Source organism: Paenibacillus sp. E222, from assembly GCF_013401555.1.
Taxonomy (GTDB): domain Bacteria; phylum Bacillota; class Bacilli; order Paenibacillales; family Paenibacillaceae; genus Paenibacillus.
The window spans coordinates 1,975,726-2,001,324 of the sequence record NZ_CP058552.1; the positions used below are offsets into that span (position 1 = coordinate 1,975,726).

24 protein-coding genes are annotated in these 25,599 nt (G+C 43.8%); all 24 read left to right on the top strand.

Annotation, left to right across the window (positions count from 1 at the left end; genetic code table 11):
- The first annotated feature begins 69 nt into the window (after window positions 1-69).
- The 24 genes from HW560_RS08665 to HW560_RS08775 all read left to right on the top strand — a co-directional run bounded on the left by HW560_RS08665 (window position 70) and on the right by HW560_RS08775 (window position 25,572).
- The gene (locus HW560_RS08665; protein WP_179262797.1) at window positions 70-3,807 is read left to right on the top strand and encodes a SwmB domain-containing protein; all 3,738 of its coding nucleotides are present in this window, start codon (window positions 70-72) and stop codon (window positions 3,805-3,807) included.
- A 527-nt stretch (window positions 3,808-4,334) separates the two neighbouring features.
- A complete protein-coding gene (locus HW560_RS08670; protein WP_090903538.1) occupies window positions 4,335-7,058 on the top strand; it encodes a stalk domain-containing protein in 2,724 nt (907 codons plus the stop codon).
- Between the two features lie 47 nt (window positions 7,059-7,105).
- The gene (locus tag HW560_RS08675) at window positions 7,106-8,266 is read left to right on the top strand and encodes a sensor histidine kinase (protein WP_024631628.1); all 1,161 of its coding nucleotides are present in this window, start codon (window positions 7,106-7,108) and stop codon (window positions 8,264-8,266) included.
- Window positions 8,267-8,270: 4 nt separating this feature from the next.
- A complete protein-coding gene (locus HW560_RS08680) occupies window positions 8,271-8,993 on the top strand; it encodes a response regulator transcription factor (RefSeq protein ID WP_024631627.1) in 723 nt (240 codons plus the stop codon).
- Between the two features lie 326 nt (window positions 8,994-9,319).
- Window positions 9,320-9,700, top strand: coding sequence for a hypothetical protein (locus HW560_RS08685; protein WP_090903539.1), 381 nt, complete (start codon window positions 9,320-9,322; stop codon window positions 9,698-9,700).
- 562 nt (window positions 9,701-10,262) lie between these two features.
- Complete coding sequence (locus tag HW560_RS08690; RefSeq protein ID WP_179262799.1) at window positions 10,263-12,155, top strand: helicase-related protein; 1,893 nt, start codon at window positions 10,263-10,265, stop codon at window positions 12,153-12,155.
- Window positions 12,156-12,264: 109 nt separating this feature from the next.
- Complete coding sequence (locus HW560_RS33765; RefSeq protein ID WP_257031812.1) at window positions 12,265-12,459, top strand: hypothetical protein; 195 nt, start codon at window positions 12,265-12,267, stop codon at window positions 12,457-12,459.
- Between the two features lie 25 nt (window positions 12,460-12,484).
- Entirely contained in the window at window positions 12,485-13,171 is a 687-nt protein-coding gene (locus tag HW560_RS08695; RefSeq protein WP_257031813.1) for a ComF family protein, read from the top strand.
- A gap of 310 nt (window positions 13,172-13,481) precedes the next feature.
- On the top strand, window positions 13,482-13,889 hold the full coding sequence (locus HW560_RS08700) for a TIGR03826 family flagellar region protein (protein WP_064641917.1): 408 nt from the start codon (window positions 13,482-13,484) through the stop codon (window positions 13,887-13,889).
- 152 nt (window positions 13,890-14,041) lie between these two features.
- Window positions 14,042-14,326: a flagellar biosynthesis anti-sigma factor FlgM gene (gene flgM / locus HW560_RS08705; protein ID WP_062329757.1), complete on the top strand. Its 285-nt coding sequence runs from the start codon at window positions 14,042-14,044 to the stop codon at window positions 14,324-14,326.
- Between the two features lie 8 nt (window positions 14,327-14,334).
- Window positions 14,335-14,835: a flagellar protein FlgN gene (locus HW560_RS08710; protein WP_090903542.1), complete on the top strand. Its 501-nt coding sequence runs from the start codon at window positions 14,335-14,337 to the stop codon at window positions 14,833-14,835.
- Window positions 14,836-14,853: 18 nt separating this feature from the next.
- Window positions 14,854-16,416 carry a flagellar hook-associated protein FlgK gene (flgK, locus tag HW560_RS08715; RefSeq protein WP_090903543.1) on the top strand — a complete coding sequence of 521 codons (1,563 nt, stop codon included), beginning with the start codon at window positions 14,854-14,856 and terminating at the stop codon, window positions 16,414-16,416.
- 23 nt (window positions 16,417-16,439) lie between these two features.
- Window positions 16,440-17,348: a flagellar hook-associated protein FlgL gene (gene flgL / locus HW560_RS08720; RefSeq protein ID WP_090903544.1), complete on the top strand. Its 909-nt coding sequence runs from the start codon at window positions 16,440-16,442 to the stop codon at window positions 17,346-17,348.
- An 89-nt stretch (window positions 17,349-17,437) separates the two neighbouring features.
- On the top strand, window positions 17,438-17,887 hold the full coding sequence (gene fliW, locus HW560_RS08725) for a flagellar assembly protein FliW (protein WP_179262804.1): 450 nt from the start codon (window positions 17,438-17,440) through the stop codon (window positions 17,885-17,887).
- Window positions 17,887-18,120 (top strand): carbon storage regulator CsrA, encoded by a 234-nt coding sequence (gene csrA / locus HW560_RS08730; RefSeq protein WP_179262806.1) that lies wholly within the window; start codon window positions 17,887-17,889, stop codon window positions 18,118-18,120. The genes fliW and csrA overlap by 1 nt, the downstream gene beginning before the upstream one ends.
- Window positions 18,121-18,306: 186 nt before the next feature.
- Window positions 18,307-19,074, top strand: coding sequence for a flagellin N-terminal helical domain-containing protein (locus HW560_RS08735; protein WP_179262808.1), 768 nt, complete (start codon window positions 18,307-18,309; stop codon window positions 19,072-19,074).
- Between the two features lie 149 nt (window positions 19,075-19,223).
- On the top strand, window positions 19,224-19,595 hold the full coding sequence (locus tag HW560_RS08740) for a flagellar protein FlaG (RefSeq protein ID WP_257031814.1): 372 nt from the start codon (window positions 19,224-19,226) through the stop codon (window positions 19,593-19,595).
- 17 nt (window positions 19,596-19,612) lie between these two features.
- The gene (gene fliD, locus HW560_RS08745) at window positions 19,613-21,157 is read left to right on the top strand and encodes a flagellar filament capping protein FliD (protein WP_306459232.1); all 1,545 of its coding nucleotides are present in this window, start codon (window positions 19,613-19,615) and stop codon (window positions 21,155-21,157) included.
- A 13-nt stretch (window positions 21,158-21,170) separates the two neighbouring features.
- The gene (fliS, locus tag HW560_RS08750; RefSeq protein ID WP_179262810.1) at window positions 21,171-21,554 is read left to right on the top strand and encodes a flagellar export chaperone FliS; all 384 of its coding nucleotides are present in this window, start codon (window positions 21,171-21,173) and stop codon (window positions 21,552-21,554) included.
- A complete protein-coding gene (locus HW560_RS08755) occupies window positions 21,551-21,898 on the top strand; it encodes a hypothetical protein (RefSeq protein ID WP_179262812.1) in 348 nt (115 codons plus the stop codon). The genes fliS and HW560_RS08755 overlap by 4 nt, the downstream gene beginning before the upstream one ends.
- 114 nt (window positions 21,899-22,012) lie before the next feature.
- Window positions 22,013-23,035, top strand: a complete 1,023-nt coding sequence (locus tag HW560_RS08760) for a motility associated factor glycosyltransferase family protein (protein WP_179262814.1) — start codon at window positions 22,013-22,015, stop codon at window positions 23,033-23,035.
- A gap of 80 nt (window positions 23,036-23,115) precedes the next feature.
- On the top strand, window positions 23,116-23,805 hold the full coding sequence (locus HW560_RS08765; RefSeq protein WP_179262816.1) for a hypothetical protein: 690 nt from the start codon (window positions 23,116-23,118) through the stop codon (window positions 23,803-23,805).
- A 52-nt stretch (window positions 23,806-23,857) separates the two neighbouring features.
- Window positions 23,858-24,877 (top strand): UDP-N-acetylglucosamine 4,6-dehydratase family protein, encoded by a 1,020-nt coding sequence (locus HW560_RS08770; RefSeq protein WP_179262818.1) that lies wholly within the window; start codon window positions 23,858-23,860, stop codon window positions 24,875-24,877.
- Complete coding sequence (locus tag HW560_RS08775; protein WP_179262820.1) at window positions 24,874-25,572, top strand: acylneuraminate cytidylyltransferase family protein; 699 nt, start codon at window positions 24,874-24,876, stop codon at window positions 25,570-25,572. The genes HW560_RS08770 and HW560_RS08775 overlap by 4 nt, the downstream gene beginning before the upstream one ends.
- Window positions 25,573-25,599: the final 27 nt, after the last annotated feature.

Sequence of the window (25,599 nt, forward strand, 5' to 3'; positions counted from 1 at the left end):
TAGCCGACATACATAATGAGGTCTGTACACCAGACAAGAGAGGAAATCCAAGATGAGGGGGAAGATTGGGTGAGTTTGAAACGAATAGCCAGAAGAGGAATGATGGGACTTTTAATCGTAATGCTAACCGCACAGGGTTTGTTGACGACTCTTGTGGGAAAAGAGAATACTGCATATGCGTTAGATGACTTAACTACACTTGGAGTCACTTCAACGGTTCCTGCATTAGGAGCAAATTATGTGAATGGGGCAGCACCACTGGAGATTGAATTTGATCGACCGGTACAGAAAACCGATGGAAGTACGAATGGATACATATCAATTAAACGTTTGGCGGGAGACATGGATGTCATTGACCCTATTAAAGTGAACGGCGTGGATTCAACTAATATAATTATTACACCAGATGATGTTGCCGTTCCAGGTGTAGGGAAAAAAGTAGTCATTAACCATGCTCCTCTTCCAGGAGGTACTTATTATGTGCAGATTGATGCAAATTCCTTTGTATACGCAGATGGAAGTAATACAGCATTTCCGGGATTAGATAAACAATGGACTTTCCGAACACAGGGTGTGGGATCTTCATCAATCATCAATAAATATCCGAGAAATGCAGCAACTCAAGTGCCACCTGATTCCAATTTGATTATGCATTTTGAAAAGAACGTCAGTGCTGGTTCAGGCTCACTGCTTGTATATCAGGGAAGTCTTCTACATGAGGAAATCCCTGTGACTTCTGACCGTATTACGGGGATAGGAACAACAACGATTACAGTTGATCCTAAGAAGACATGGAACAACAACAGTACGTATTTTATCGTATTTCCTGAAGGTTTTTTACGGGATGAACAGGGGAACGATATCGAAGGGCTTAAGGGAACCGATTGGGGATTTAACGTAGGTGTTATATCTGATCCGACCGCACTTACGGTTTCAACGTTATCACCTGCGAACGGTGCAACCAGTGCTTCACTGACAGGGGAATTGACCGTTACCTTTAACAAGGAACTTGACCCCAATTACAGAGGAAATGCAACCTTGAAGAAAGCGAATGGAGCAATCGTAGCTTCAACAACAGCTATTAATGCTTCTGACAACAAACAACTTCGCATTATTCCTTCAAGTGTATTGGACAGTAACACCACATATTCTATCGATATTCCAGGGAATATATTTCGTGATAAGGCGGGTAATATATTTGCTGGTTTAAATGGCTCTAGATCTTGGAGCTTTAAAACATTAAGTAAAGATACAACACCACCTGTACTAAAGTCTGCCAAGATGTACAGCAACAATACGATTCGACTTACTTACGACGAGTGGCTGTCTAATATAGATCCAATCACCAGTAGTTATGCCGTCACCGTTAATGGTGAGAATCGTAACGTGAGCACGGCGTATATCTCCGGAGATAGTGTGTATATTGTGCTGGATACAGGTGTAGCTGTAGGACAAGTGGTACGGATTGCGTATACGCCGGGAACGGGCAATCGCGCAGTTACAGATCAGTCACTGAATGCAGCAGCGTCTTTTTCCGCTCGGGATGTAGAGAACACGCTGGATTCTGTGATGTCCAAACCACGTGATGGTAACGTTTATTACAGTACAATTAGTTTATACTACCCGGAGACGGTATATGTTAATTCCAGCGATGCAGTGAGACAGTTCAGCGTAACCGCTGATGGTGCGTCTGTGGGCATCAATAGTATCTCCGTCAACAGCAGCTCATTGGTGACATTAAATCTTAGCCGTTCCATTACGGACGGAGAAGTGGTTCGGGTGGCGTATACACCTGGCTCATGGCCGGTAAAAGATAGCCGCGGTCAGGCACTTGCAGGATTTAGCGGTTTTTATATTCGTAATACGATTGATACCAAAGCACCTGTATTCCAAAGTGCCGAGGTAAGTGGCTCCAAGATGTGGGTCCGTTATAATGAACCCCTCAACACATTAAATAAGCCGCTAAAGAGCCAATATTCCGTACTTGTCGATGGCAAGGCAGTGTTTGTAAACGATATTGCGATTGAAGATGATCTGGTAACGTTAACGCTCGCTTCATCGGTTACGAATACTCAAAATGTGACCTTATCTTATGTGCCGGGAGCATTAAGATTGACCGATCTGAACGGGAACCCGGCAGGTTATATTAATCTGGCGCCAGTCACCTATACTTCAGGTACGGGCTTGATCAAATCAGCTTCTGTCCAGGGAGATACCGTTACCATAACGTTTCGTAATGCATTGCAATCCCAGACGGCGCTGACTACTTCCCAATTCAACGTACAGATTGGTGGTAGCACAGCAGGGATCATCTCTGCGGCTTCGTCAGGTACAACAGTAACACTGAAACTGTCAAATACGGTCACAACAGGACAGACAGGGACAGTAAACTATGTTCCAGGTGCAGTACCATTACGTGACCAGCTTAATGTATTGATTGAAGCATTTGGGCCGCTAACATTGCAACAAAACGGAGGCTTAACTACTAACACAGGAAATACGAATTCAACGCTTCCTTCATGGCTAACGGTTTCGGACACGTCTGCGTTTAATAAGTCCATGTATGTTATGAGTACGGACGCAGCAGTTTCTTCTTCAGCTTCGTCGCGAAACAGTCGCTCTACTCATCAGTTTAATGTGGATGGTAGCAAATTAAATCAGGCATTCCAGTATGCCGGATTAAGCAACAATGCAAGTCGTCTGGTCGTGTTCGAAGTTCCGTCATCTGAATCAGCGGCTTACGTTGGATTCCCAATCGACACCTTGGCAGAAATTGCTGCCCGTGAGCGTTTTTCTTCCATTGGAGTAAGATTTGGAGACCGTTTATGGTCAGTACCTTTATCCGATTTGAATATATCCGCGATTAGTCAAAGTCTGGGGACATCTGTTGGTTCTGGTGGATCATCGTACTTGTATGTCCAACTTGAATCGGTTCCTATAACCGTATCCGGTACAATGGACGGGATGTTAGCGTCGGCTGGAGCCCAAAGAGTTTCGGAGATTACGGATGTATATCTGTCTGCATACAATGGCTATAGCGGCCAGCGGGCTGAACAACAGACGAAGAGTCAGTTAGCGCTTAGATTGCCTTCAACGACATCAGGAACAATAACAGGACTAGTATACATCGATCAGGGTACTTCATCTCTGGCTAACATTCCTCATACGTTCACTAATGCAGCCGGGGCGGTTATGGTGACAGGTCAGCTGAGTGGAAACCAGACTGTCGTTGCAGCATCACATCCGGTTTCTTATCGCGATACGACTTCTCACTGGGCAAAGGATATCATTGGGGAGTTGTCCGCCAAATGGATTATTAATGGACAAAATGGGACACTTTATGTACCAGATCAGCAAATTTCACGTGCGGAATTCGCGACTTTGGTTGCAAAAGGGTTGGGGTTACCGGGTGATTATTCAAGTGCGCAGCAGTTCAAGGATGTACGCTACGGTGATATTTCGGGCGCTTATATTGGGGCAACGGCCAAAGCAGGCATTATTACTGGGAATACAGATGGTACCTTTAGACCGGATAGTCTCATTACCCGGGAACAGATGGCTATTATGATGGTGCGTGCATTGGAGTACGCAGGTCAGCCCACAGTCCTGAAGTCATCCGCAGCATCAACATTAGCTAAGTTTAAGGATAACAAAAAGATCCAATCCAAGGATTCTGTCGCCAAAGCGGTGCAGGAAGGTATTATTCAGGGGATGACGTCAAAGACATTTGAACCTCAGGGGAATGCATCTCGTGCACAAGCGGCGGTAATGTTGAAACGTGTTCTGGATAAGTTAGGATATTTGTAAAAAACGAGATATCTTATCATTCATTTTATTCAGGAATGGTCAGGATAATGATATGTAACAAGGTTGGAACATCTCAAGAAAGATCATTTCTTGAGGTGTTCCTTTTTTCATTAGAAAGAGGAGTTCGATTATGTTCGTGTACGAGAAAGATGGAACAACAATTATTGGTGAATTTATCATTTCAAAACCGTCACCGTAATTATTAGCTTCAACATTCCTAGATGTAGAAACTAACGTTGATTTGGTAACATCAATTGTTTCAACAGCCAGATTTACTTCAAATAGACTTCGGTTGTGCTAACTTAAGCTTAACTGAAGTCTATTTTTTTGACTGTAAAAACGTATAAAAGAAAAATAGAATGTCGCATAACCCAATAAATACCTGAATTCAGGCTCGGGGCGTAACTTTTTCCACAAAAAGTAGTCTATTAATAGAAGAGTATACTAGAAATCTCGCTATCTGCTGCCACGTGGCAGAGATCGTGATATCTAAGATTGATATACAAGATGGGAGAGACGTTTCAAACATGCTGGGGAAACAAGGGAAACGGCTGAACGACGTTAAGGGTAGCAAGGCGAAGAAATGGGCGATTGTGACGCTGGCAGGCGTGATCTGGATTGCACCGGTTCTGGGAGCAGGACAACAGGTGTGGTCGGGAAGTACATGGCAGTCGGTGGCTGCAGCGGCCTCTACAACAACAAGCAAATTGAGTGAAGAAATTCTGACTTCGGGTGCGAAGTTAATGAAATACAATTATACAACAACACGTTCCGGCTCGAAGGTGAACGTACTGGCTGACGTCATTCAAGTGGATTTGCAAAATCCCTATGTGAAGCTGGATGTCATGACAGGCAAAGGTGGCAATCTGAATAGTAAACAAAGCACGGGTGGCATGGCTAAGGAAAATGGTGCAGTAGCCGCCGTGAACGGCGATTATTTCAATGTATCCGGGGAACTTGCTCCAATCGGTGGACAGGTCTCGGATGGGGTCCTCGTATCTACTCCATCAGAACTGTCAGGGATGTATGCCCTCACCGTAACCAAAGACGGCAAGCCGATGATTGATGAATATTCATTCGATGGCACCGTGAAGGCAGATGATGGTTCAACGTTTGCTTTGCGTGGGATAAATAAAGAGGACTACACGGTCGAATCGAGCTCGGTGAAGTACAGTCATGCCAATTCGATGTATATTTATACACCGGCTTGGACGTCAACGAAGCGGCCGAATGATCCTTCCACAACACCAACCGAGGTCCTTGTGCAGAACGGTGTGATCACGCAGATTTCGGATAAAAAGGCGTTAAACATGACGGTGCCGGCGGATGGGTACATTTTGCGTGCGCACGGAACGGCAGCGACATGGATTATGACTCACCTGGCGGTAGGCCAGACGCTGAATGCGGATTACAAGTTGAAAGCCAAAACGACGGGGGAGACTGTTGATCCAAGCAACCTGCAGATGATGATCGGTGGCCATACCATTCTGGTGAATGGTGGCAAGGCGGCAACTTTTTCCCGCGATATTGCTGCTTCCGGCATTGGTGGCATTCGTGCGAGAACAGCAGTCGGCTACTCTCAAGATGGTCGGTATGTCTACATTATTGCAGCGGAGAAAAACAGTAACAGCAGTGGTTTGTCGCTGACTGAACTGCAATCCTTCATGACCAGCATTGGTGTATGGAAAGGCATGAATCTGGACGGAGGCGGCTCCACAACGATGGTAACTCGTCCGCTTGGTGAGGAGACAGCAGGGCTTACGTTCAACACGGAGTATGGTACAGAGCAGCGTCAGGTCGTAAACACGCTGGGCGTGTTCTCTACGGCTCCGGAAGGTAAGCTGAAGGGCTTTGCCGTGAGTGGCAGCCAAACGTTGCTGGTCGGACAAGAGGGCAAGTATACAGCCAAAGGATATGACACCTACTATAACCCGATTGCCACAGGCGATATCAAGATGACCTGGAAATCGAGCAACAACGGCATCGTGAGTGTAAGCAATGGAACGATCAAAGGTGTGAAACCAGGTACAGCGACGTTGACTGCAACAAGTAATGGTGCTTCATCTTCCATTAAAGTTACCGTGCTGGGCGGAAATGAACTGGCTTCCCTGACAGCAGGGTCTGGCTTGGGATCGCTCCAAGCGGGCACAACGATTTCCATACCGGTAACGGCGAAGACCAAAGACGGACAAAGTGTGACAGTTCCGGCGGACTCGCTGACTTGGGAATTTATTGGCTTCAAAGGTAAAGTGGTTGCAGACCAATTAACCGTATCCTCTGTGAACTCTGGTGCTCAAGTTGGCTATGCGATCGGTCGTTATGACGGCTACAGCACGGTGGTTGTGCTCTCTGCTGCGGGAAGTGAAACGATATGGGAGAACTTCGAGAATGTAAGCTACCCGATCAACTTCACGACCAACGCATCAGGTGTAACTGGATCGGCATCCGTGACAGCGGGAACAGGTGAAAAAGCCGGTTCCAAGGTGCTGCAGCTGAGCTATGATATGACCGCAGGAATAGGTAAAATGTATGCATATGCCCAATTGAACGGTTCCACTGGCAAAGAGGTATCTGCAACAGCGACATCCATGTCGATGGATGTTATGGGAGATAAGAGTCTGAACTGGCTGCGTGCCGAATTTACCGATGCCAATGGCAAAACGGTATATGCCGATCTCGCTAAAGCGATTGATTGGGATGGTTGGAAAAAGCTGAATGTGGACCTAAATGGGCTGAACATGGCTTATCCGGCGAAGCTGAAACGTGTTTATGTGGTGAATGTGGAAGAAGGTCAGGATGAGCGTGCGAAGACAGGCACGGTTGCTTTTGACAACATTGCTTTCACCATGCCATCCAAATCCAGTGAAGTGGGCTTGCCTACAGGAACTGCTTCGCTCGTGCTTGGACAGAAATCCATGACCGTAAACGGAACGAAAAAGGCAATCGATGCTGCGCCAGTACTGAAAAATGGTACAACATATGTTCCAATCAAGCATGTATTGGATGCTTTTGGCGGACAGGCGAGCTGGGATAGCAAAAACCAACGGATTACGGTTGTACGTGGCGGCAAGCTGATTGATCTGGTGGTAGGCCAGAAAGAATTCATTATCAATGGCAAAAGACAAAGTGCAACAGTAGCACCTTACGTATCTGGTGGTAGGACTTTAGTCCCGCTCAGACTCGTTTCGGAGCAGCTTGGACTGACTGTAAAATGGGAACAGAACACGAAGACCGTTACCATCTCATCGTGATATGGTATGATATATACCGGAAACGATAGAAATGGAGTCGAACAAACGTGGATTTACAAGCCGATGCCATAGACCGCGTCATAAAAAACGCCATACAAGTCATGGAAAACAGTAAATATCAAATGTTTGAGATTATGGACTCGACTCGCAATGAGCTGAAAACGCTGAACGAGGAGTTGAAGTCGGTTCTGAAGGAGACGGCGGAAACGATCGAGAAAGTAGATCAATTGGAGCTCAACTACCGCCGCTCCCGGATCCGGCTAACTGAGGTTAGCCGTGACTTCGTCCGTTATTCCGAGCATGATATCAAGCAGGCGTATGAGAAAGCGACGCAGTTACAGCTGGATCTGATGATTTACCGTGAGAAGGAAATGTATCTGAAAGCCCGTCGGGATGATCTGCAGAAGCGTGCCAAAAATGTGGAAGCTTCCGTGGAGCGCGCCGAGACGATCGGTTCCCAGATGGGGGTTGTACTGGAGTATCTGTCGGGTGAGCTGGGTCAAGTGACCCGCATCATTGAATCCGCCAAAAATCGACAAATGATTGGTTTGAAAATAATTTTGGCCCAGGAAGAAGAGCGGAAACGTATTGCCCGTGAGATCCATGACGGACCTGCGCAGATGCTCGCAAATCTAGTACTTAGGACGGAAATTGTAGAAAGAATGCTCATAAAGCAGGATTTTAAGATGGTCCAGGCCGAAATAGTAGATTTGAAAGGCCAGGTTCGTTCGAGTCTTGGAGAAATGAGAAAAGTTATTTTCAATTTGCGTCCTATGGCACTGGATGACCTGGGATTGATTCCAACGCTTCGGAAGTACGTGCAGGATTTTGAAGAAAAAACAAAAATCCGCTCGCTTTTTGAAACGAGAGGCAAGGAACACCGTTTATCTTCGGCAATGGAGGCTGCGATCTACCGCCTCGTGCAGGAAGGTCTGTCCAATGCTGCAAAGCATGCTTATCCCACTTATGTTGTAGTGGAAATTACATACCAGGCTCAGCTCGTTAAGATTGTCGTGCAGGACAATGGGCTTGGGTTCAAACCGGAGCTTCTTGCGAAGAAGAGCAAGGATCATACCCACTTCGGTCTGATTGGGATGAGAGAGCGGGTTGAACTGTTAGAAGGAAGAATAGAGATTGAATCCGCGGAAAATCAAGGAACCAAAATAGTGATTCATATCCCGACAAACGTGGATAAGGGAAAGGAGTAGCAGGATGGAAAACCGTGATACTGGCAAGGCATCAATTAAAGTTCTTTTGGCTGATGATCATCAGCTGTTCCGTGAAGGTCTGAAACGCATTTTAAATATGGAGGACGACATTGAGGTCATCGGCGAATGCGGCGATGGGATTCAAGTGCTCGAATTCTGTAATCAGGATAAACCGGACATCGTATTAATGGACATCAACATGCCGGTGGAAAACGGGGTTGAAGCGACGGAGAAATTGCGTGAGCTGTTCCCAGATGTCAAAGTGATTATCTTGTCTATTCATGATGATGAGAGTTATGTGTTCGAAACGCTCCGTAAAGGTGCTAACGGATACCTGCTGAAAGACATGGAGGCCGAGTCCCTGATCAATGCGATTCGTTCCGTTCATGAAGGGCATGCATTCATCCACCCTAAAGTAACTGGCAAACTGATCATGCAGTTGCGTCGGATGACGTACCTTAATGAGACAGGGGCAATGAGCGAAGGAGCTTCGAAGGAAGCAGGCGTTAAATTTGTCGCTGGCGACAATAATCCGCTTACTCGTCGTGAGGCTGAAGTTTTGCGTCTGATGGCTGAAGGTAAGAGCAATAAAATGATTGGTGAGTTCCTGTTCATCAGTGAGAAAACAGTAAAAAACCATGTCAGCAGTATTCTGCAGAAGATGGAAGTGGACGATCGTACGCAAGCGGTTATCAACTCGATCAAATATGGTTGGGTTACCCTTTAATATACGATTGTATTTAGATGTAATTTGGATGTAGCAATTATAGGATTCTGTTTACTCGCGCCCATTCCATAATATTGGACTGGTTAGCGGGTTAATGGACTTTATTACTGCAAATGAGCAAAGTGTGAAGTTAGGAGAACTTATGTGCAAGCTTCGGCATGAATGAGTGAACGACCTGGCCTGTCTTCTTCGTCCGGTGTCGATCAGAATGGAATATGCGCGTATGGGATTTGCAAGTGTAACCCTTCGGGGAATGCGGCATATACTGCTGTATACAGGGATGTTCGCCATGGGTGAGCATGACCTTCCGAGGAGGTGCAGTTGCCATGGTTGCTCATCTGACTATGATTCTGCTCATATACTTCCTGGCGGCAATGGCCGTTCATGCCATGCACCAGCGCCATCTTTCCCGTCCAGACCCTGAAGGCTACGAGCAGATTATGCTCATTCCTTCCAATCAGGAGCAGCGGATTGAAGGCATTGTAAGAGCGCTTTGCCGGGAATTATTTTACCGTGGAAAGAGCTTCACGTTGACGGTTGTCGCTGATCGCACGGAAGCCGAAACGGTTCGTATTATTGAAAAGCTTATGCTTAGGCAAGGAATGGAGTTATCCTACTTGTCTGCTGTCCCTACTGATATGGAACAGGGGAATCAGACCGGGAATCGTTCTATTCGCCTTATCGATTTGCGTGAGCCAAAGCAGTAGATGCTTTTTTTTGCAACAGTTGGGCTCATTCATCGTGCAAGCTGCTGAGACAGACTGGCTAAAGCGTGTCATCAGTCAGAATGCACTTTCAATGAAGTCATGCCGGCTTGCTCAAATAAGCGTGAATTTCATCATGTTTGAGGTTAAAGATTACAGCGTATGCTGTAGTCTTTTTTTGTCATTGTAGCCAAGCTTGCTGTTAAATTAAATATGGGTTTTTATGCAATCTATGGTTATTGTCCCTGTTAGAGTTGTGTAGGGAGCGTTGCATGAACCTTTTTGAAATCAGAACTCTTAAGTTAAAAGTATAGACGATGCAGATTGGAAAAAGTTTCGCATGATCAAAGAAAGATTATCGGTACTCATTGAATGGGTAAAATGATCGTAACAATTACTTTTGGAAACTAAACGACTTGTGGGACGACTCCACAATTGATATAGTGATAATACAAATGGATATTGGATTTATGAGATATGGACATGAAGCACATGCTCCGACGAATAGTCGGTTGGCATGTGCTTTTTTGCGTTTCGGGACATGGAGAATGAGGGAGGAGAGCAGATGAAGGTTGGGTTGTATGTGTGCCGAGTGAGAGAAGAGTGGAAGATGGCGCTGTCACTGGATATCCGAGTGGATGTGGCGTGGTGGCTTGAGGGGGTGAGCGGACGGCGGGTGTTGCGATGGTTGATGTTAGGCAGGGAATTACCTTTAAGTCAGGCCTCGTGGATGGTAGAGAATTTTGAGGTGGAGCGAGGTATGGATCAGTGGGGAGAGGAACACTGGCAGGTGTATATGCAGCGCAAACTGGAAATGTACGAGCGGGCCTCCGGGGATATGGAGGCTAGGGGAGACATGGCGGGCAATGTAGGGATTGTCGCTGAAAGAGGTGCGGAGGTGGGCGAGATGTCAGAGCCATATCCCGCCGGGGAATGGGCTCACCTGGAGCGGGGCGCTGCCCTGCTGGCTGAGCGGCTTCGCGGCCGCCAATTGCTGGCGGCCGAGGCAGAGGCGCTGCTGGCGGATACGTCGCCGCAGCTTGCCTCGGTTTGGCGTGCGGCTGCGCAGCTCGCGCACCTGCGTGGGCGGCTGAGCATAACAGCCGCCCTGGAAGGGCCTGCCACGCGGCGGCAACGCCTCGCGTGGCTTGGTCGCGCGCAGAGCGCGCCCCGCTGCCGCCGATGCGGCAGCTTTGCCGGGCAGCGCGTGCCCTGCGCTGCCTGCGGCCTGGCGGCGTGCGCCTACTGCGAGGCTTGCCTCGCGCTGGGGCGCAGCCGTGCCTGTGCGCTGCTGCTGCGTAGCGCAGCGCCATGGGCCGTGCCACGCGGGGCATCGCAGCGTGGCACGGCCGTTGTCCCCACCGAGGGCGGACTTGCCCGGTGGGGGCTTAGCCCTGCGCAGAGCGCGGCGGCTGCCGCGGCGCTGGCGTTTTTGGCCCAGCCATCCGCAGGGGATGGGCCGGGGCGGTTTTTGCTGTGGGCCGTGACCGGGGCGGGTAAAACCGAGATGATATTCCCTTTGCTCCAATACATATTGGAGCGCGGTGGACGTGCGCTTGTGGCTACGCCGCGCCGGGATGTCGTTCTGGAGCTTGCCCCTCGTTTGGCGAAGGCGTTCCCCGACATCTCGCTCGCTACGCTATACGGAGGCAGCACCGAGCGCTGGAAAGACGCACAGCTCACACTCGCGACCACACACCAACTGATGCGTTTTTACCAGGCATTCGATCTTGTCATTATCGACGAACTCGATGCATTTCCCTACCATAATGATCCCATGCTCGCTCATGCGGCTGCATCCTCGTGCAAGCCTGATGGTCATTTTGTGTACTTGTCTGCTACCCCACCAGCTAGGCTGCAGCGGGAAGCAGCGCAAGGAAAACTCACTCACGCCAAAGTTCCCGTCCGCTTCCACCGCCACCCTTTACCTGTACCGCGTTTACTGAAAATGGCTACCGTCGCCGAATGTATTCGAAAGCGAGAGCTGCCCGCCACACTAAAAAACAGTATTCAAACCTCCTTGCTGCGCGAAGCTCAGGTATTTGTTTTTGTGACACGGATCGCTCAGATCGAGGCATTTGTACATCTCATGCGTCGCATGTTTCCGCAAATCCATATCGAAGGAACATCATCCCAAGATCCGGATCGCGCGAGCAAAGTTATTGCGTTTCGTGAACGGACCATACGTCTGCTCGTGACCACCACTATCTTGGAGCGGGGCGTCACCATTCCGCGCAGCGATGTATTTATTTTGGATGCGGACAATGGTCTCTTCGACGAAGCATCTCTGGTACAGATGGCGGGTAGAGCGGGTCGATCTATGGATGATCCAGCAGGAAGAGTCGTCTTCGCATCATCCCGTCGTACGCGTTCCCAGGTAAAAGCGGTGGCCCAGATCCAAAAGATGAACACCATCGCAAAACGCAAAGGCTACCTTCACCCGCCAACACACCCATAGATACGAAGGGAGGCAACAATCGAATGTCAAACTGGCTAAGTAGTATCACTGACCACGTGCACCAACTCACCCATCGCCTGCATGGATTACTCGCCCCACCCGGAGCGACATGTCTAACCTGTGGTACACGAGCGATATTGTCTCCGATTTACCCCGGCATATGTCCGCGTTGTGTGCAGGAAATTCCATGGATTCGTTCCATCCGCTGTCTGCGTTGTGGTCGAGGGATCGGCTGCCCGGACTGCGTCCGCCCACACATGCAAAACCGTTCATTCATATGCAACCGCAGCGCCGTCCAGTATAACGCTCTTATGAAGGAATGGATTGGGATGTACAAATTCAGAGGACACGAGCGCTATGCAGCACTGTTAACAGCACTTATTATTCAAGCATTTCAAGCAATGAGCGAAGAACTCAACCCTGTTTTGGCAAAAGAAACCCTGGCCCCCGTGGCTCATCCCGGAGCAGCGAGGCGCCACCGCCAGTCGCTGCTCCAAAACAACAAGCAGCGATGGCGGCCAGACGCGGTGACCTATGTGCCCGTCAGCGACGAACGCCTGGCCGAGCGCGGCTTCAACCAGGCCGAGCGGCTCGCAGCAGGACTTGCCGCAGCCGTCCGCCTGCCTGTAGTTGATCTGCTGCAGCGTCGGATCAACACTACCAAACAAAGCTTCAAGACACGCGGCGAGCGTATTCAGACCATGCAGGATGCATTTGCAATGCAGCCGGATGGACTGGAGTTGATACATGACTTGTATCAAGCCAACTCTCAATTCGCGCAAAAGGAGATACATTCACAGCCATCAACAAATTCATACGCCATTGGAGAAAGAGTCTCTGCACATTTCAGATCATCCCCACAAAGCTGGCATATTCCTCCCTTACGCTTGCTGTTAATCGATGATATTTACACAACGGGTAGCACTTTGAATGCTTGTGGACAGGTGATACTGAACGCCGGATATTCCATGAACATTCCAATCGAGATTTACACGCTGACTTTGGCCAGATCTTAAGTTTGAAAATCGATAAGTGATATATGAAAATGCATGTTAAATTTAACGTGATCCCTGTCTCCATTACTGGGGATCACTTTACTAATTTTTAAATAACAACATATCTAGGTTTATGCTCATCTGTTCTTCACTGAGAAAGATTAATGTGTAATTCTGCAAAAACAACTTGTTTAATATCCATAAGATTGCGCATACATGCATTTTAACCCCTTGCTATGTTTGCAATAGACTATGGCTTGATGTGTGAAAATAAGGTAATGTATAATTATTATCCATTCGGAAAAGGAAGTATGAGAGGGGCGTTTTAGCAATGAATCTAGGTAATTGTCCTCGCTGCGGCAGATTATATGCGTTGAATTTTCGGGATGTGTGTTCGAACTGTATCAAAGAAATTGAGCAGGAATACCAGACATGTGTAGACTATCTACGTGAGAATAAGGGTACCAATATACAGGAATTATCTGATGCAACGGAGATTTCGATTAAGCAAATCACGCGCTTTATTCGGGAGGGTCGGATTTCCATCGAAAACGCCCCTAACATGATGTATCCTTGTGAAGTATGTGGAACGCTGATTCGTGAAGGACATATGTGTGATTCATGTCGAAGCCGCTTGACCAAAGATTTGGCAGGAGCAGCCCGTGAAGTAGGCCAGAAGGATAACAATAATATAGGCGGGCGAGCCTACAATGCTGTCGACAAACTGCGCGATTCATAGGAGCGAGGGCTTAAATACACTTTTTGCTATAACAAATGTTTTGGAACGTACCGATAAACTTATTAAAGATTATCGGTTTTTTTTATTATCTCAATCATTCAATAACATAAAGATAATGTAAAAAATCCTAGGGTAAAGGAAGTGTAGTTTGTATGAAAATCAATGAACCAAATAGAATTGGTGCTATCAATTCCTATCAGAGAAACGTTGAATCCAATCAGCAGGCTGATGCCAAAAAGAGCCGCCGTAAGGACGAAGTATCCATTTCTCCGGAGGCGATGAAGATGCTTGAGGAACAAGGTCGTACACAGGATGCAGGACGTATACAACGTATTCAAGAATTAAAGGAACAGGTAAATTCGGGAACTTATCAAGTAGACAGCCAGAAGCTTGCCGAGAAGCTCGCTCCATACTTTAAGAACTTCCCTAATCAATAGGAGGACACATGGCAATTGAATCGATAATTGATGTACTTGAACAGTTGGAAGCCGCACATGTGGAGATGCTTGAGCTGGGGGAACGGAAGAAGGAAGCTGTTGTTGCCAACAAAGTTGATATACTGATTTCCCTAATTAACCAGGAATCTAAACTGCTGAAAAGGATTGAGTTGATCGAGCAGCAAAGATTTCTGGCTGTCCACCAGTTTCTGGAGGGACGTGGTATTAAGTCCAAGTTAAATCTGACCATTAGTGAGTTGACAAGACTGGTCTTTGATACCGCAGAGAAAAAGAGGCTTCTTCAAGCTCAAACTTCATTAACAGATGTGCTACAAAAGGTGAAATATCTTAATGAATCCAATCAACAGCTTATTAAGCAGTCGCTCTCGTACATCGACTTTTTTATTGAGACAATGTCATTTCATGCTGAATCAGAAGCCACGTATCAGAATCCTTTAGAGAAATCTTATGGTATAGCTCGCTCTGGTCTTTTTGATACTCGTGGTTAACAATGGGGGAAAAATAATATGGCTTCAACATTTCATTCAATTGAAACGGCCAAACGCAGTCTGATCACACAAACGGCCGCTTTGAACACAACAGGACATAACGTTGCCAATGCGAATACACCAGGTTATTCACGACAAGTTGTCAACATGACGGCAGCAGATCCAATTGATGCAGTGGCATTTTACCGTACAACAGCACCAGGTCAGCTTGGAACGGGTGTGGAGTTTAACTCAATTATGCGTGTTCGTGAATCTTTTTTGGATGGCCAATTCCGCAATGAGAATACCTCTCTTGGAGGATGGACCATTCGTAATAGTACACTTGAAAAGCTTGAAACCATCATGAATGAGCCTTCGGATACGGGTATTCGCACAGTGCTGAATAACTTCTGGAACTCTTGGTCCGATCTTAGTCAAGATCCACAGGATGTTACAAACCGCAAAATTGTGAAAGAGACAACTTTGGCGTTAACAGATGGTTTAAATCAAATCAGTCTCCAATTGGATGCACTGACTAGTGATTTGACCAATAACGTTTCGTTAAAAACCACTGAGATCAACTCATATTTGCAGTCCATAGCGGATCTGAACAACAACATCGTAAAAGTGGAGCAACTCGGAGACAATGCCAATGATTTGCGTGACCAACGTGATTACGCCGTAGACCAGCTCTCCAAGATTGCAGGCGTTCAGATAACAGAACTGGATAGTGGCTACCAGGTAACGATTGCAGGCCAAGTAGCAGTCACTGGAGCTGCGGTGGTTCCTGTCACGGCTGATATTTTAGAGAATGCCTATCAAGCGGGGACTTTAACTGGTGGCGAAGTCTACGGAATGATCCATTCTCGTGATCAATATGTAGCAGACTATCGTAATCAAATCAATCAACTGGCGAATACGCTCGCAACCGGGGATATTGAGATTACAATTCCAGCGGGATCGGTTTTGCCAGAAGGCACAGTCCTGAACAATGTTACGTATTCCAATGCCAACAACAACAGAACGATAACTTCTGATCTGAAAGTGACGGTTCAAGGGATTAATGGGCTTCATAAACTGGGTTATACGCTTAGTGGGAGTACACCAACTGCGGGCGGGGACTTTTTTACAACCAAAGACGGTTCAGGAACGATCACGGCTGGAAATATTACATTAAGTAAAGATATCCAAAATGATCCGAATAACATCGCAACTTCGATGCGTACGACCGGAACAGGTACAAGTGAGAGTGTAGTACTGGGGAATAATAGCCTGGCGCTGGCTTTAGCTGGCTTAAAAGATGCGAAATTTGATTTTGGATCGGCATTGTCCAAACCAACCACGGTAGATGACTTTTTCGGCGCAATTGTAGGACAACTTGGTGTACAGACCCAAGAAGCTAACCGTCAAGCACAAAATGCTCAACTCCTCACTGAACAGGTCGACTTGAATCGTCAATCGGTAAGTGGAGTATCGCTAGATGAAGAAATGAGTAACTTGATCAAGTTTCAGCACGCGTATAGTGCAGCTGCTCGTTTTATGACTGCTTACGATGAACTGCTGAACAAACTCATTAACAGCACCGGTGTAGTCGGTCGCTAAGACGTAGAGAGGGGTAACCAATAATGGCTATTCGCGTAACCTCAGGAATGATGAGCACTCAGATGCTTAGCAACCTGAACCGCAACCTGAACCGTATGGATAACATGTCCAACCAGATTTCCACAGGGCGCAAAATCAATAAACCATCCGATGATCCTGTTGGTGTGACTTACGCGCTCCGTTACCGTGCAGAGTTGGCGGCGAATGAGCAGTACCAATCTAATACGGATGCAGCGGTAAGTTGGCTGGATGCGACGGATTCAAATATGCAGCAAGCTAATGATGTAATGAAAAGGTTGAAGGAACTGGCAGTCCAAGGATCTAATGGAACGTTGTCTGACTCAGATCTTGAAGCTGTTAACCTTGAAGTAGAACAATTGAAGAAACACCTTGTGGATATAGGTAATACGCAGATTCGTGGAAAGTTTATCTTCAATGGTCAAACGTATGACAAAGCCCCTTATGAATTAACGGGTACTGTGACAGATTATGCGGATGTAGAGACAGATACACAAGGAGTGCTGTATTCTATTAGTGAGCAGGTTACTTTTCAAATTAATACTTCAGGTTCAGAATTTTTTGGTAATAAAGGCGAGACCGATAATGTCTTTAAAATTATTGATGATCTTTCAACTGCGCTAAATAGTGGGAATCAGGCAGGGGTACAGCAACAACTACAGAACATTGAATCCCGTTCAACCAAAATGCAAGCGTGTCTATCTGAAGTTGGTGCGCGAACTAATCGGATTGAATTAGTGCAAAATCGTTTGCAGGATCAAGATTTGAATTTTACAACTCTTCAATCCAAGACAGAGGATGCCGATGTGGCTAGTCTTATGATTCAGGCTACTTCCGCGCAGACGATCTATGAAGCGGCGCTGAAGTCTTCTGCTCAAATCATGCAACCATCGCTGATGGACTTTATGAGGTAACCATTTGATTTTAATCCAGTATAGACTGTAAGCTATGGACAGTAAGTAGTCCGTAGCTTTTTTTACGAATTTGGGGGAGGATGAACATAATGAGTCAACATAACAGAACGGAGACTCCACAGGAGCAATTGGTGAAAGAAACATACATTTTCCCGAAAGGAATCCTAGGTTTTGAAGAACTGAAATCATTTGAGTTGCAGCAACATGATGAAGTATTTAGCTTGTTTAGTGCAGTTGAAGAACATTCAGTGGCCTTTGTGACTGTAAATCCATTTGACTTTGACCCGGAATATGAGTTCGAACTTTCTCCTGAAAGTGTAGAAGATCTCGCTGTAACCGATCCAAGTGATGTACAGGTTCGATGCATAGTCACGTTGCATGAAGAGATTCGACATGCAACAGCTAACTTATTGGCTCCCGTTGTGTTTAATACACACAAAAAAATGGGCAAGCAAATTGTACTGCAAAATACATCATACAAAACAAAACACGCATTATGGAGAAATGAAGATTTTCTCAATAAGGACGGTGGTATCTGATGTTGGTACTTACTCGCAAAAAAGGGGAATCTATTGTCATTTCAGATGATATCGTATTGACAGTGCTATCTGTAGAAGGTGAGAATGTGAAACTTGGTATAACAGCCCCAAGGGATATTGATATCTATCGTAAGGAAGTTCTCGACGCGATTGAGCAAAACAATCAAAATGCGGCTATGAATCTGGATATATTGCAAAAAACGATAAAAGACTTGGGGGGGCTAACTAAATAACGTTAAAAAAAGAGCCTCCCTTGAACGATGTTAAAAAAACAGAAAAAAAATTGAGATGGCTATAAACAAATTATGTCATGTCGTCGATATATATATTAAGGCGGTAATCTTCAGGGCGGCCGACCTGTGAAGACGCTAATACCACATGGATGTGGGCATATAACCATTTCAGGGAGGAAATAAACAATGATTATCAATCACAACTTACCAGCATTAAATACACACCGTAATATGGGTCTGAACAACGCTAATGCAAGCAAAAACATGGAGAAACTATCTTCCGGTCTGCGTATCAACCGTGCTGCAGACGATGCTGCAGGTCTCTCCATCTCTGAGAAAATGCGCGGTCAAATCCGTGGTTTGGAGCAAGCTCAACGTAACGTTCAAGACGGAATTTCGTTCGCACAAACAGCTGAGGGTGCAATGAACGAAGTATCTTCGATGCTGACTCGTATGAAAGAATTGTTGGTACAAAGCAGCAATGAAACATACCAAGCAAGTGATAAATCCAATATCAAAATGGAACTTGGTCAATTGGGTGCACAAATTGATGCAATCACTTCGAATACAAAATTCAATGGAATCAAAATTACTTCAAGCATTAAAATTCAAGCTGATGATGATAGCTTCAAAATTTCGATCAGTGGTATCGCTAATACAGATTTCAAAGCTATGACATCTGGTGTTACCCTTGCGAGCGCTACAAAAGCGATTGAATCCGTTGCTAAGCAACGTGCTAAAATCGGTGCTGTTCAAAACCGTCTGGAATATACTTCCAACAACTTGGGCACAACTATTGAGAACTTGACTGCATCCGAGTCACGTATCCGTGATACAGACATGGCTAAAGAGATGGTTACTTTGTCTAAAAATAACATCTTGCTTCAAGCTTCCCAATCTATGCTTTCCCAAGCAAACTCTGCTCCACAAGGCGTTCTGTCCTTGCTTCGTTAATTTCAAATTTTTGTATAAAGCTCTGTATTCTTATACAGAGCTTTTTTTATTTTTAATTTGCCATTCAAGAATCTATACCTTTCGCCGATATATACGTTAATGAATCCTTTTTGTTATCATACAAATACTACAAAATTATGGAGGTTTCAATGGAGCCAGTTAAGTCTACAGGACCGCTTCCTCATGGATTACCACAGGTGTCTGTTTCTCCAACATCGGAAACAAAAAGCAGAGAGATAATAGAGAATAAGGTTGCCCTCTCATCAAGTATGAGTATTTCAAACGGCAGAGTTGAAGATCAAGAGAAGGCAATCGAGGAACTTAATAAAGCTATTGAAGCAATTCAAGGACCACAAAGATTCTTGGAGTTCTCTGTTCATAAAGATACACATGCTATCATGATTAAGGTTTTAAATAAGGAGACAGGTGAATTGATTAGGGAAGTTCCTCCCGAAAAAATTTTAGATGTAGCTGCTAAAATGATGGAATTTGTTGGTCTGCTTGTAGATCAAAAAGCTTAAATAAGGAGGTTATTCGAGTGGCTGTAACAAGAATATCAGGAATGGCATCTGGAATGGATATCGACGCATTAGTGAAAAAACTGATGACCGCTGAAAGTCAACCGCTAAACAAACTTAATCAGAATAAGCAACTGATGGAGTGGAAACGGGAAGGTTATCGTGAATCAAGTGTGAAGCTAGTCACTTTCGCACAAACCAAAATAAACGATACATTTAGTAAATTGGGTGCACTTAACGCTCAAAAAGTTAACATTAGTGGGAATACAAGTGCAGTAACCGCCAAAGCATCTGCTACAGCGGCCGGTAATATGGAAATAGAAGTTCTTCTACTTGCTAAGGCGGCTTCTACTAAATCCTCATCTGCACCGACTAAAGGTGGTTCAGAGAGCAATTGGGGTAAAGTTCTATTGTCGGATATTACCGGTTCAGGAGTTGCAACAAGTGGGACATCAACTGTTCAAGTTAATGGAGTTGATATCGAAATTGATGGTGCAACAGAAACTCTGGATTCTTTTGTGAGAAAAATCAACACTAATACAAAGACAGGTGTAACAGCAATCTATGATTCAGCAACAGGCAATATGTCAATTACTAGTAGAGATACAGGTTTGAGTTCCAATAATATAACGATAAACGGGAGTATTTTTACAGCATTGAAGCTGAACAACCAACTTGCTGGTGGGGATGATGCAAAAGTTAAGATCAATGGGCTTGAAGTAACTAAAGCATCAAATACGTTTAATATGAATGGGGTTGACATCACCCTTAATGCATTAAGTAATGGTGCAACTACACAGGTTGGTGTAACAAAGGATATTGATAAAATCATAGAAACAGTTCAAAATTTTGTTGATTCTTATAACGAACTTTCTTCTTTCTTGAATGGTAAAGTTAACGAAGAGCGTAATTCAAAATATACTCCGCTAACAAGCGAACAGAAAAAAGATATGTCAGATGATGAGATTAAACTTTGGGAACAAAAAGCTAAAAGCGGAATGCTGAAGCGTGACAGTATTTTGGAAGGCGCTATCTCACAAATGAGAACTGCCCTTGTACAGACAGTCAAGCTTGATAAAACTATTACATTAGAAAATGGAACCAAGACAACAAACGAACTTAACATGACTCATATTGGGATTACTACAGGCACCTATGAAACAAAAGGGAAATTGATTTTAGATACCGATAAGTTAAGAGCGTCTCTGGAGGAAAATCCAGATATTGTTAGTGATTACTTGGGTAAAAACTATTCTTCCTCTTACTTAAATAATGAATATGATTCCTCAGATGGTATATTCTCTAGATTACGTAAAATATCAAATAAAACTTTAGATAGTTTGGCAAACACAGCGGGAACCTCTAAAGTTAGCACAGAAATTACTGCTTCATTTAATGCAAGTAGCGTTATGGGAGAATCATTACGGTTGCTTGACATTCGTATAGGTGACCTCACGTCAAAATTAAATATGAAAGAAACGAATTACTACAAAAAATTTACATCTATGGAAACTGCTATTAATAGATATAATAATACATCTTCTAATTTGTCCAGTTTTATGTGAGGAGGACAGTAAATTGATTAATTCTCCGTACCAGAAATATCAACAAACTCAAACTCAGACTGCTTCCAAACCCAAACTGCTAATTATGTTATACGATGGAGCAATTCGATTCGTCCAAGCAGGTATTGAGGGGATAGAGCAAAAAGATTATGAGCTAGCAAACCGAAATTTGTGTAAAGCTCAAGCCATCGTACATGAATTAATTTCATCCTTGAATTTTGAATACCCCTTAGCTAATAATCTAGTTGCCATATATGAATATATGTTACATCGTTTGATTGAATCTAATATAAATAAAAATGTTGTTCCTGCAAAAGAAGTATTAGAACACTTAAAGGAATTAAGAGAAGCTTGGGTAGAGGCAAGTAAATCCTTAGGTACAGGTTTTGCTTTATGACCGATATAGAAAAGCTACGACATCTAGTAAATAAGTATAGTCTTTTATCCAATCATACTATTGTAAATTTATCTGAATTGGATGAAGAGCAATTGCTTAATTACAGTGAACAAAGAGAGTCCATTGTTAACGAGATAGGTTCCTATAGATCGTTATTAACAGATGACATGAAAGCTGAAATCAAGCAGTTGCTTATTGGAGAGAGAGTGATTGTTGAACGAATGCTAGCGATTAAAAATGAAGCAGCAGCATGGCTGGAGAAACGAGAGAACATTCGTTCGCAACAAAATGCATACCAGCAGTCCTATTCTTCGGATAGCCTATTTATTGACTATCGAAAATAGTTGTAACAAAGCGTCGGTTAAAGGCCGATGCTTTTTCTATTTGGCTTCATTATTGTCAAAGATAGACCGATAATAATAGAAATAAAGAAGAAAATTGAGATTGGTGGATGAGCTATGATTAAAGAAAACTTTGAAGTTTTGAAGCAAAGATTCCCCCATATAGTAGAAAAATATGAATTTTCCAATCCATTAAATATGAAGCAAGATCACATTATGTATGAGCTTCTTGAAAAGGACGCTGAGTGGTTACAAGCCGTTAACGAAATTATAGGAGATTCTAAAATCATATTTGTATATGGTTTTGGACTGGGATTAAGCATCGCAGATCTCCTGGAAGAATTTCCAGATCGATGGCTGTTTATCTATGAATCTGATATAGATTCTTTTAAAAGAGTCATAAGTGAATATGATATTAGCTTGTTATTAAGTCATCCCAATCTTTATTGGATTTCTGTTGGTGATCATCAACTTAGGATGTTATTTCAATTACTATGTAGTTATATGCAGGAAAGCTTAGCCTTTATTGGACTGCGTACTTTCCTGGAAGAGCATATTGAATTGCTTCAAGAGGTGAGAAAAGATTTTATAGCTTATAAAAATGATTTTCATTCAAATAAGTTAATCGAAAATCGATTTAGAAATGAATGGACCCAAAACTATCTTTATCATTTACACGAGTCCTTGACCACGCATTCTATCGAAGAAATGTTTGGAACATTTGAAGGGTTCACGGCGATAATTGTATCATCGGGTCCTTCTCTGACTGAGGATATTGATTGGATTAAAAAAATGTCAAAACATGCTTTAATTATTGCCGCTGGTTCAAGTGTACAGGCCCTTGTTAAACACGGAATCAAGCCTCATCTATGTGTTATTATGGATGGTCATGAAGTGAATAATAAAATTTTTGCTAATGATAGTACCCTTCAGTCAACATTGTTGTTCACTTCATCATCCTATTATGGAATCTCTGAACGAAAAGGAAAAAATAAAGTATACAGTATCATGGAGAATGACCAAATTTCTCAATATTTCCTCCAAAAAACTAAGAGCGACATCTTAATGCGGCCGACACCCACTGTAGCTGGAACCGCGATTCAAACCGCAATTTTTTGGGAGCATCACATATTGTTTTAGCAGGTCAGGATCTATCTTATCCAGAACAGAAAGTGTATAGCGTAGGGGTCGATCATTTTTCTGAGGAAACTAAAGCGGAAATGTTACAAAAAGCGATGAAACAAGTTGAAAATGTAAAGGGAGGAATGAATTCGACAGATGCAAGTTTTATATCTATGAAAGAATCTATTGAGGGATTAATTAAGCATTTCGATCATATTAAATTCGACAACTCTTCCCGTCTTGGAGCTGTTATTGAAGGTGCCCCATTTAGACCTATAGAAGAAATATATGCAGGCCTCGATAATGGAGAATTGGTAGATCCAAATATATTAGAGAATTGGATAAAAGATCATCCTATAGTAATAAGTCACGAGCGGTATGCCAATGTAAAGGCTAAAATTGAGTTGGTTATCAACGATGTTAACCAATTATCTCCAGAGATTAGATCGATTCGTAAATTGCTATTAATTATTGAAGAACTTAGCAGAAATAAGCCATTAAAATGTCATAATGTGATATTTGATATAGAACAAAAATGGGGAGAGATAGTCAATAGAGAGTGGTTTGCACCAATTTTTGAATCCTTGATTCCCCTTCAGATTGCACGTTTTGATCGGATGTTACCTTCAATTGTTGTTGAACAGAACATTATCATCAAAGCAGGGTATGTAAAGGAATATATCGGTGAGATGTTAGATGAGATAGAAAAAAAACTCCCTCACTTGGAAGAGTTATTACTGGAAAGTGCAAGGAGAATAAATAGTATTCATAGTATAATGGATGCCTAGGTTCATAGCTTAATGCAATATATAAAACATCTTATTGAACCGGAGGTTATGTATGTTCACGGGTAAAGTTGTGATGGTCACTGGAGGCACAGGGTCTATAGGAAGTGAAATAGTAAGAAACTTATTAACTTATCAGCCGAAAGCGATTCGCATATTCAGTCGCGACGAAAGTAAGCAATTTGAGTTGCAACAAGAACTCAAAGAATATGATAATATCAGGTATTTAATAGGGGATATAAGAGATAAACAGAGACTTGGATATGCTATGGAGGATGTGGATGTTATTTTTCATGCAGCAGCTTTAAAACATGTCCCTGCATGCGAATATAATCCCATGGAAGCGGTAAAGACCAATGTTATTGGTGTACAGAATGTTATTGAGACAGCCATTGAGCACAATGTTGAGAAAGTTATAGCCATAAGCACGGATAAGGTTGTCAATCCAACCAATACAATGGGTGCCACAAAACTGCTTTCTGAGAAGTTGATTTCAGCTGCTGGCTTTTATAAAGGTAGCAAACGCACAATATTTGCATGTGTAAGGTTTGGTAATGTAATGGGTTCAAGAGGATCAGTAATTCCGCTGTTTAGAAATCAAATTGCAGAGGGGAAACCTGTAACGGTTACACATTCGGAGATGACACGCTTTATGATGTCAATTCCACAGGCGGCTCAATTGGTAATTGATGCAGCAAAATATTCTCAAGGCGGAGAGGTGTTTGTCCTGAAAATGCCGATCCTCAAAATTACAGATTTGGCCAAGTGTCTTATTGATTCTTATGAACAGTCTGAGGGCAGAAGTTTCTTAGGTGAAGTCATTGAAACGGGGATTCGTCCTGGAGAGAAATTATATGAGGAACTTATGACACTTGAAGAATCAGAGAGGGCTCAGGAAAACGAGCAAATGTATATCATTCCCTCCGTATTTAATACACAAGAATATGATTACACTGGATTTAAAAAAGCCATACATCAGGAATATTCCTCGAGAACAGCGAGACGAATGCATACATCAGAGATTAGGGACCTGATTGATGCTAACGGATTAGGCTTCTCGAAGGTGTTGATATGAAGAAATCGAAATGTTTGGCTGTAATCCCTGCTAGAGGCGGATCTAAGGGCTTGCTTCATAAAAATATAAGATTGTTGAATCTTAAACCGTTAATTAATTACACGATTGAAGCGGCTCTGAACAGTCATTATATTGATGAGGTAGTTGTCTCTACGGATAGTGAAGAAATAGCCCGTGTTGCTAAGTCGGCTGGTGCTGAAGTACCTTTTATCCGTCCTGTTGAATTGGCAACAGACCAAGCTGCCAGTATTGATGTTCTAAAGCATGCCGTCCTTTATTATGAACAGGAGGAGAACACCTCCTTTGAGCATATTGTGTTGCTTCAGCCAACTTCTCCATTGCGGAATGCTCATGATATTGATGAAGCTTATCAAATATTTATAAATAATGAAGGAGATTCACTACAAAGCATTACTGTATCTGATACTCATCCTTATTTACTAAGAGAGTGGACTTGTGGGAAGCTTGAACCTTATTTAAAGGAGCAGGCCGATAATCTTAGGAGACAAGACTTGTCTGAAATGTATATCTTGAACGGAGCAATTTATATTGTTAAAAGAGATTTGTTAATGATTCACAATACGATGACTGGATCAAATAATTATGGATATCTAATGCCACAAGAACGATCTGTTGATATAGATAACGAATTGGATTTAAGATGGGCTGAATTTCTTATACAAAACTCGAAATAGCCGGGAATTAGGATGAGGGGGGATATA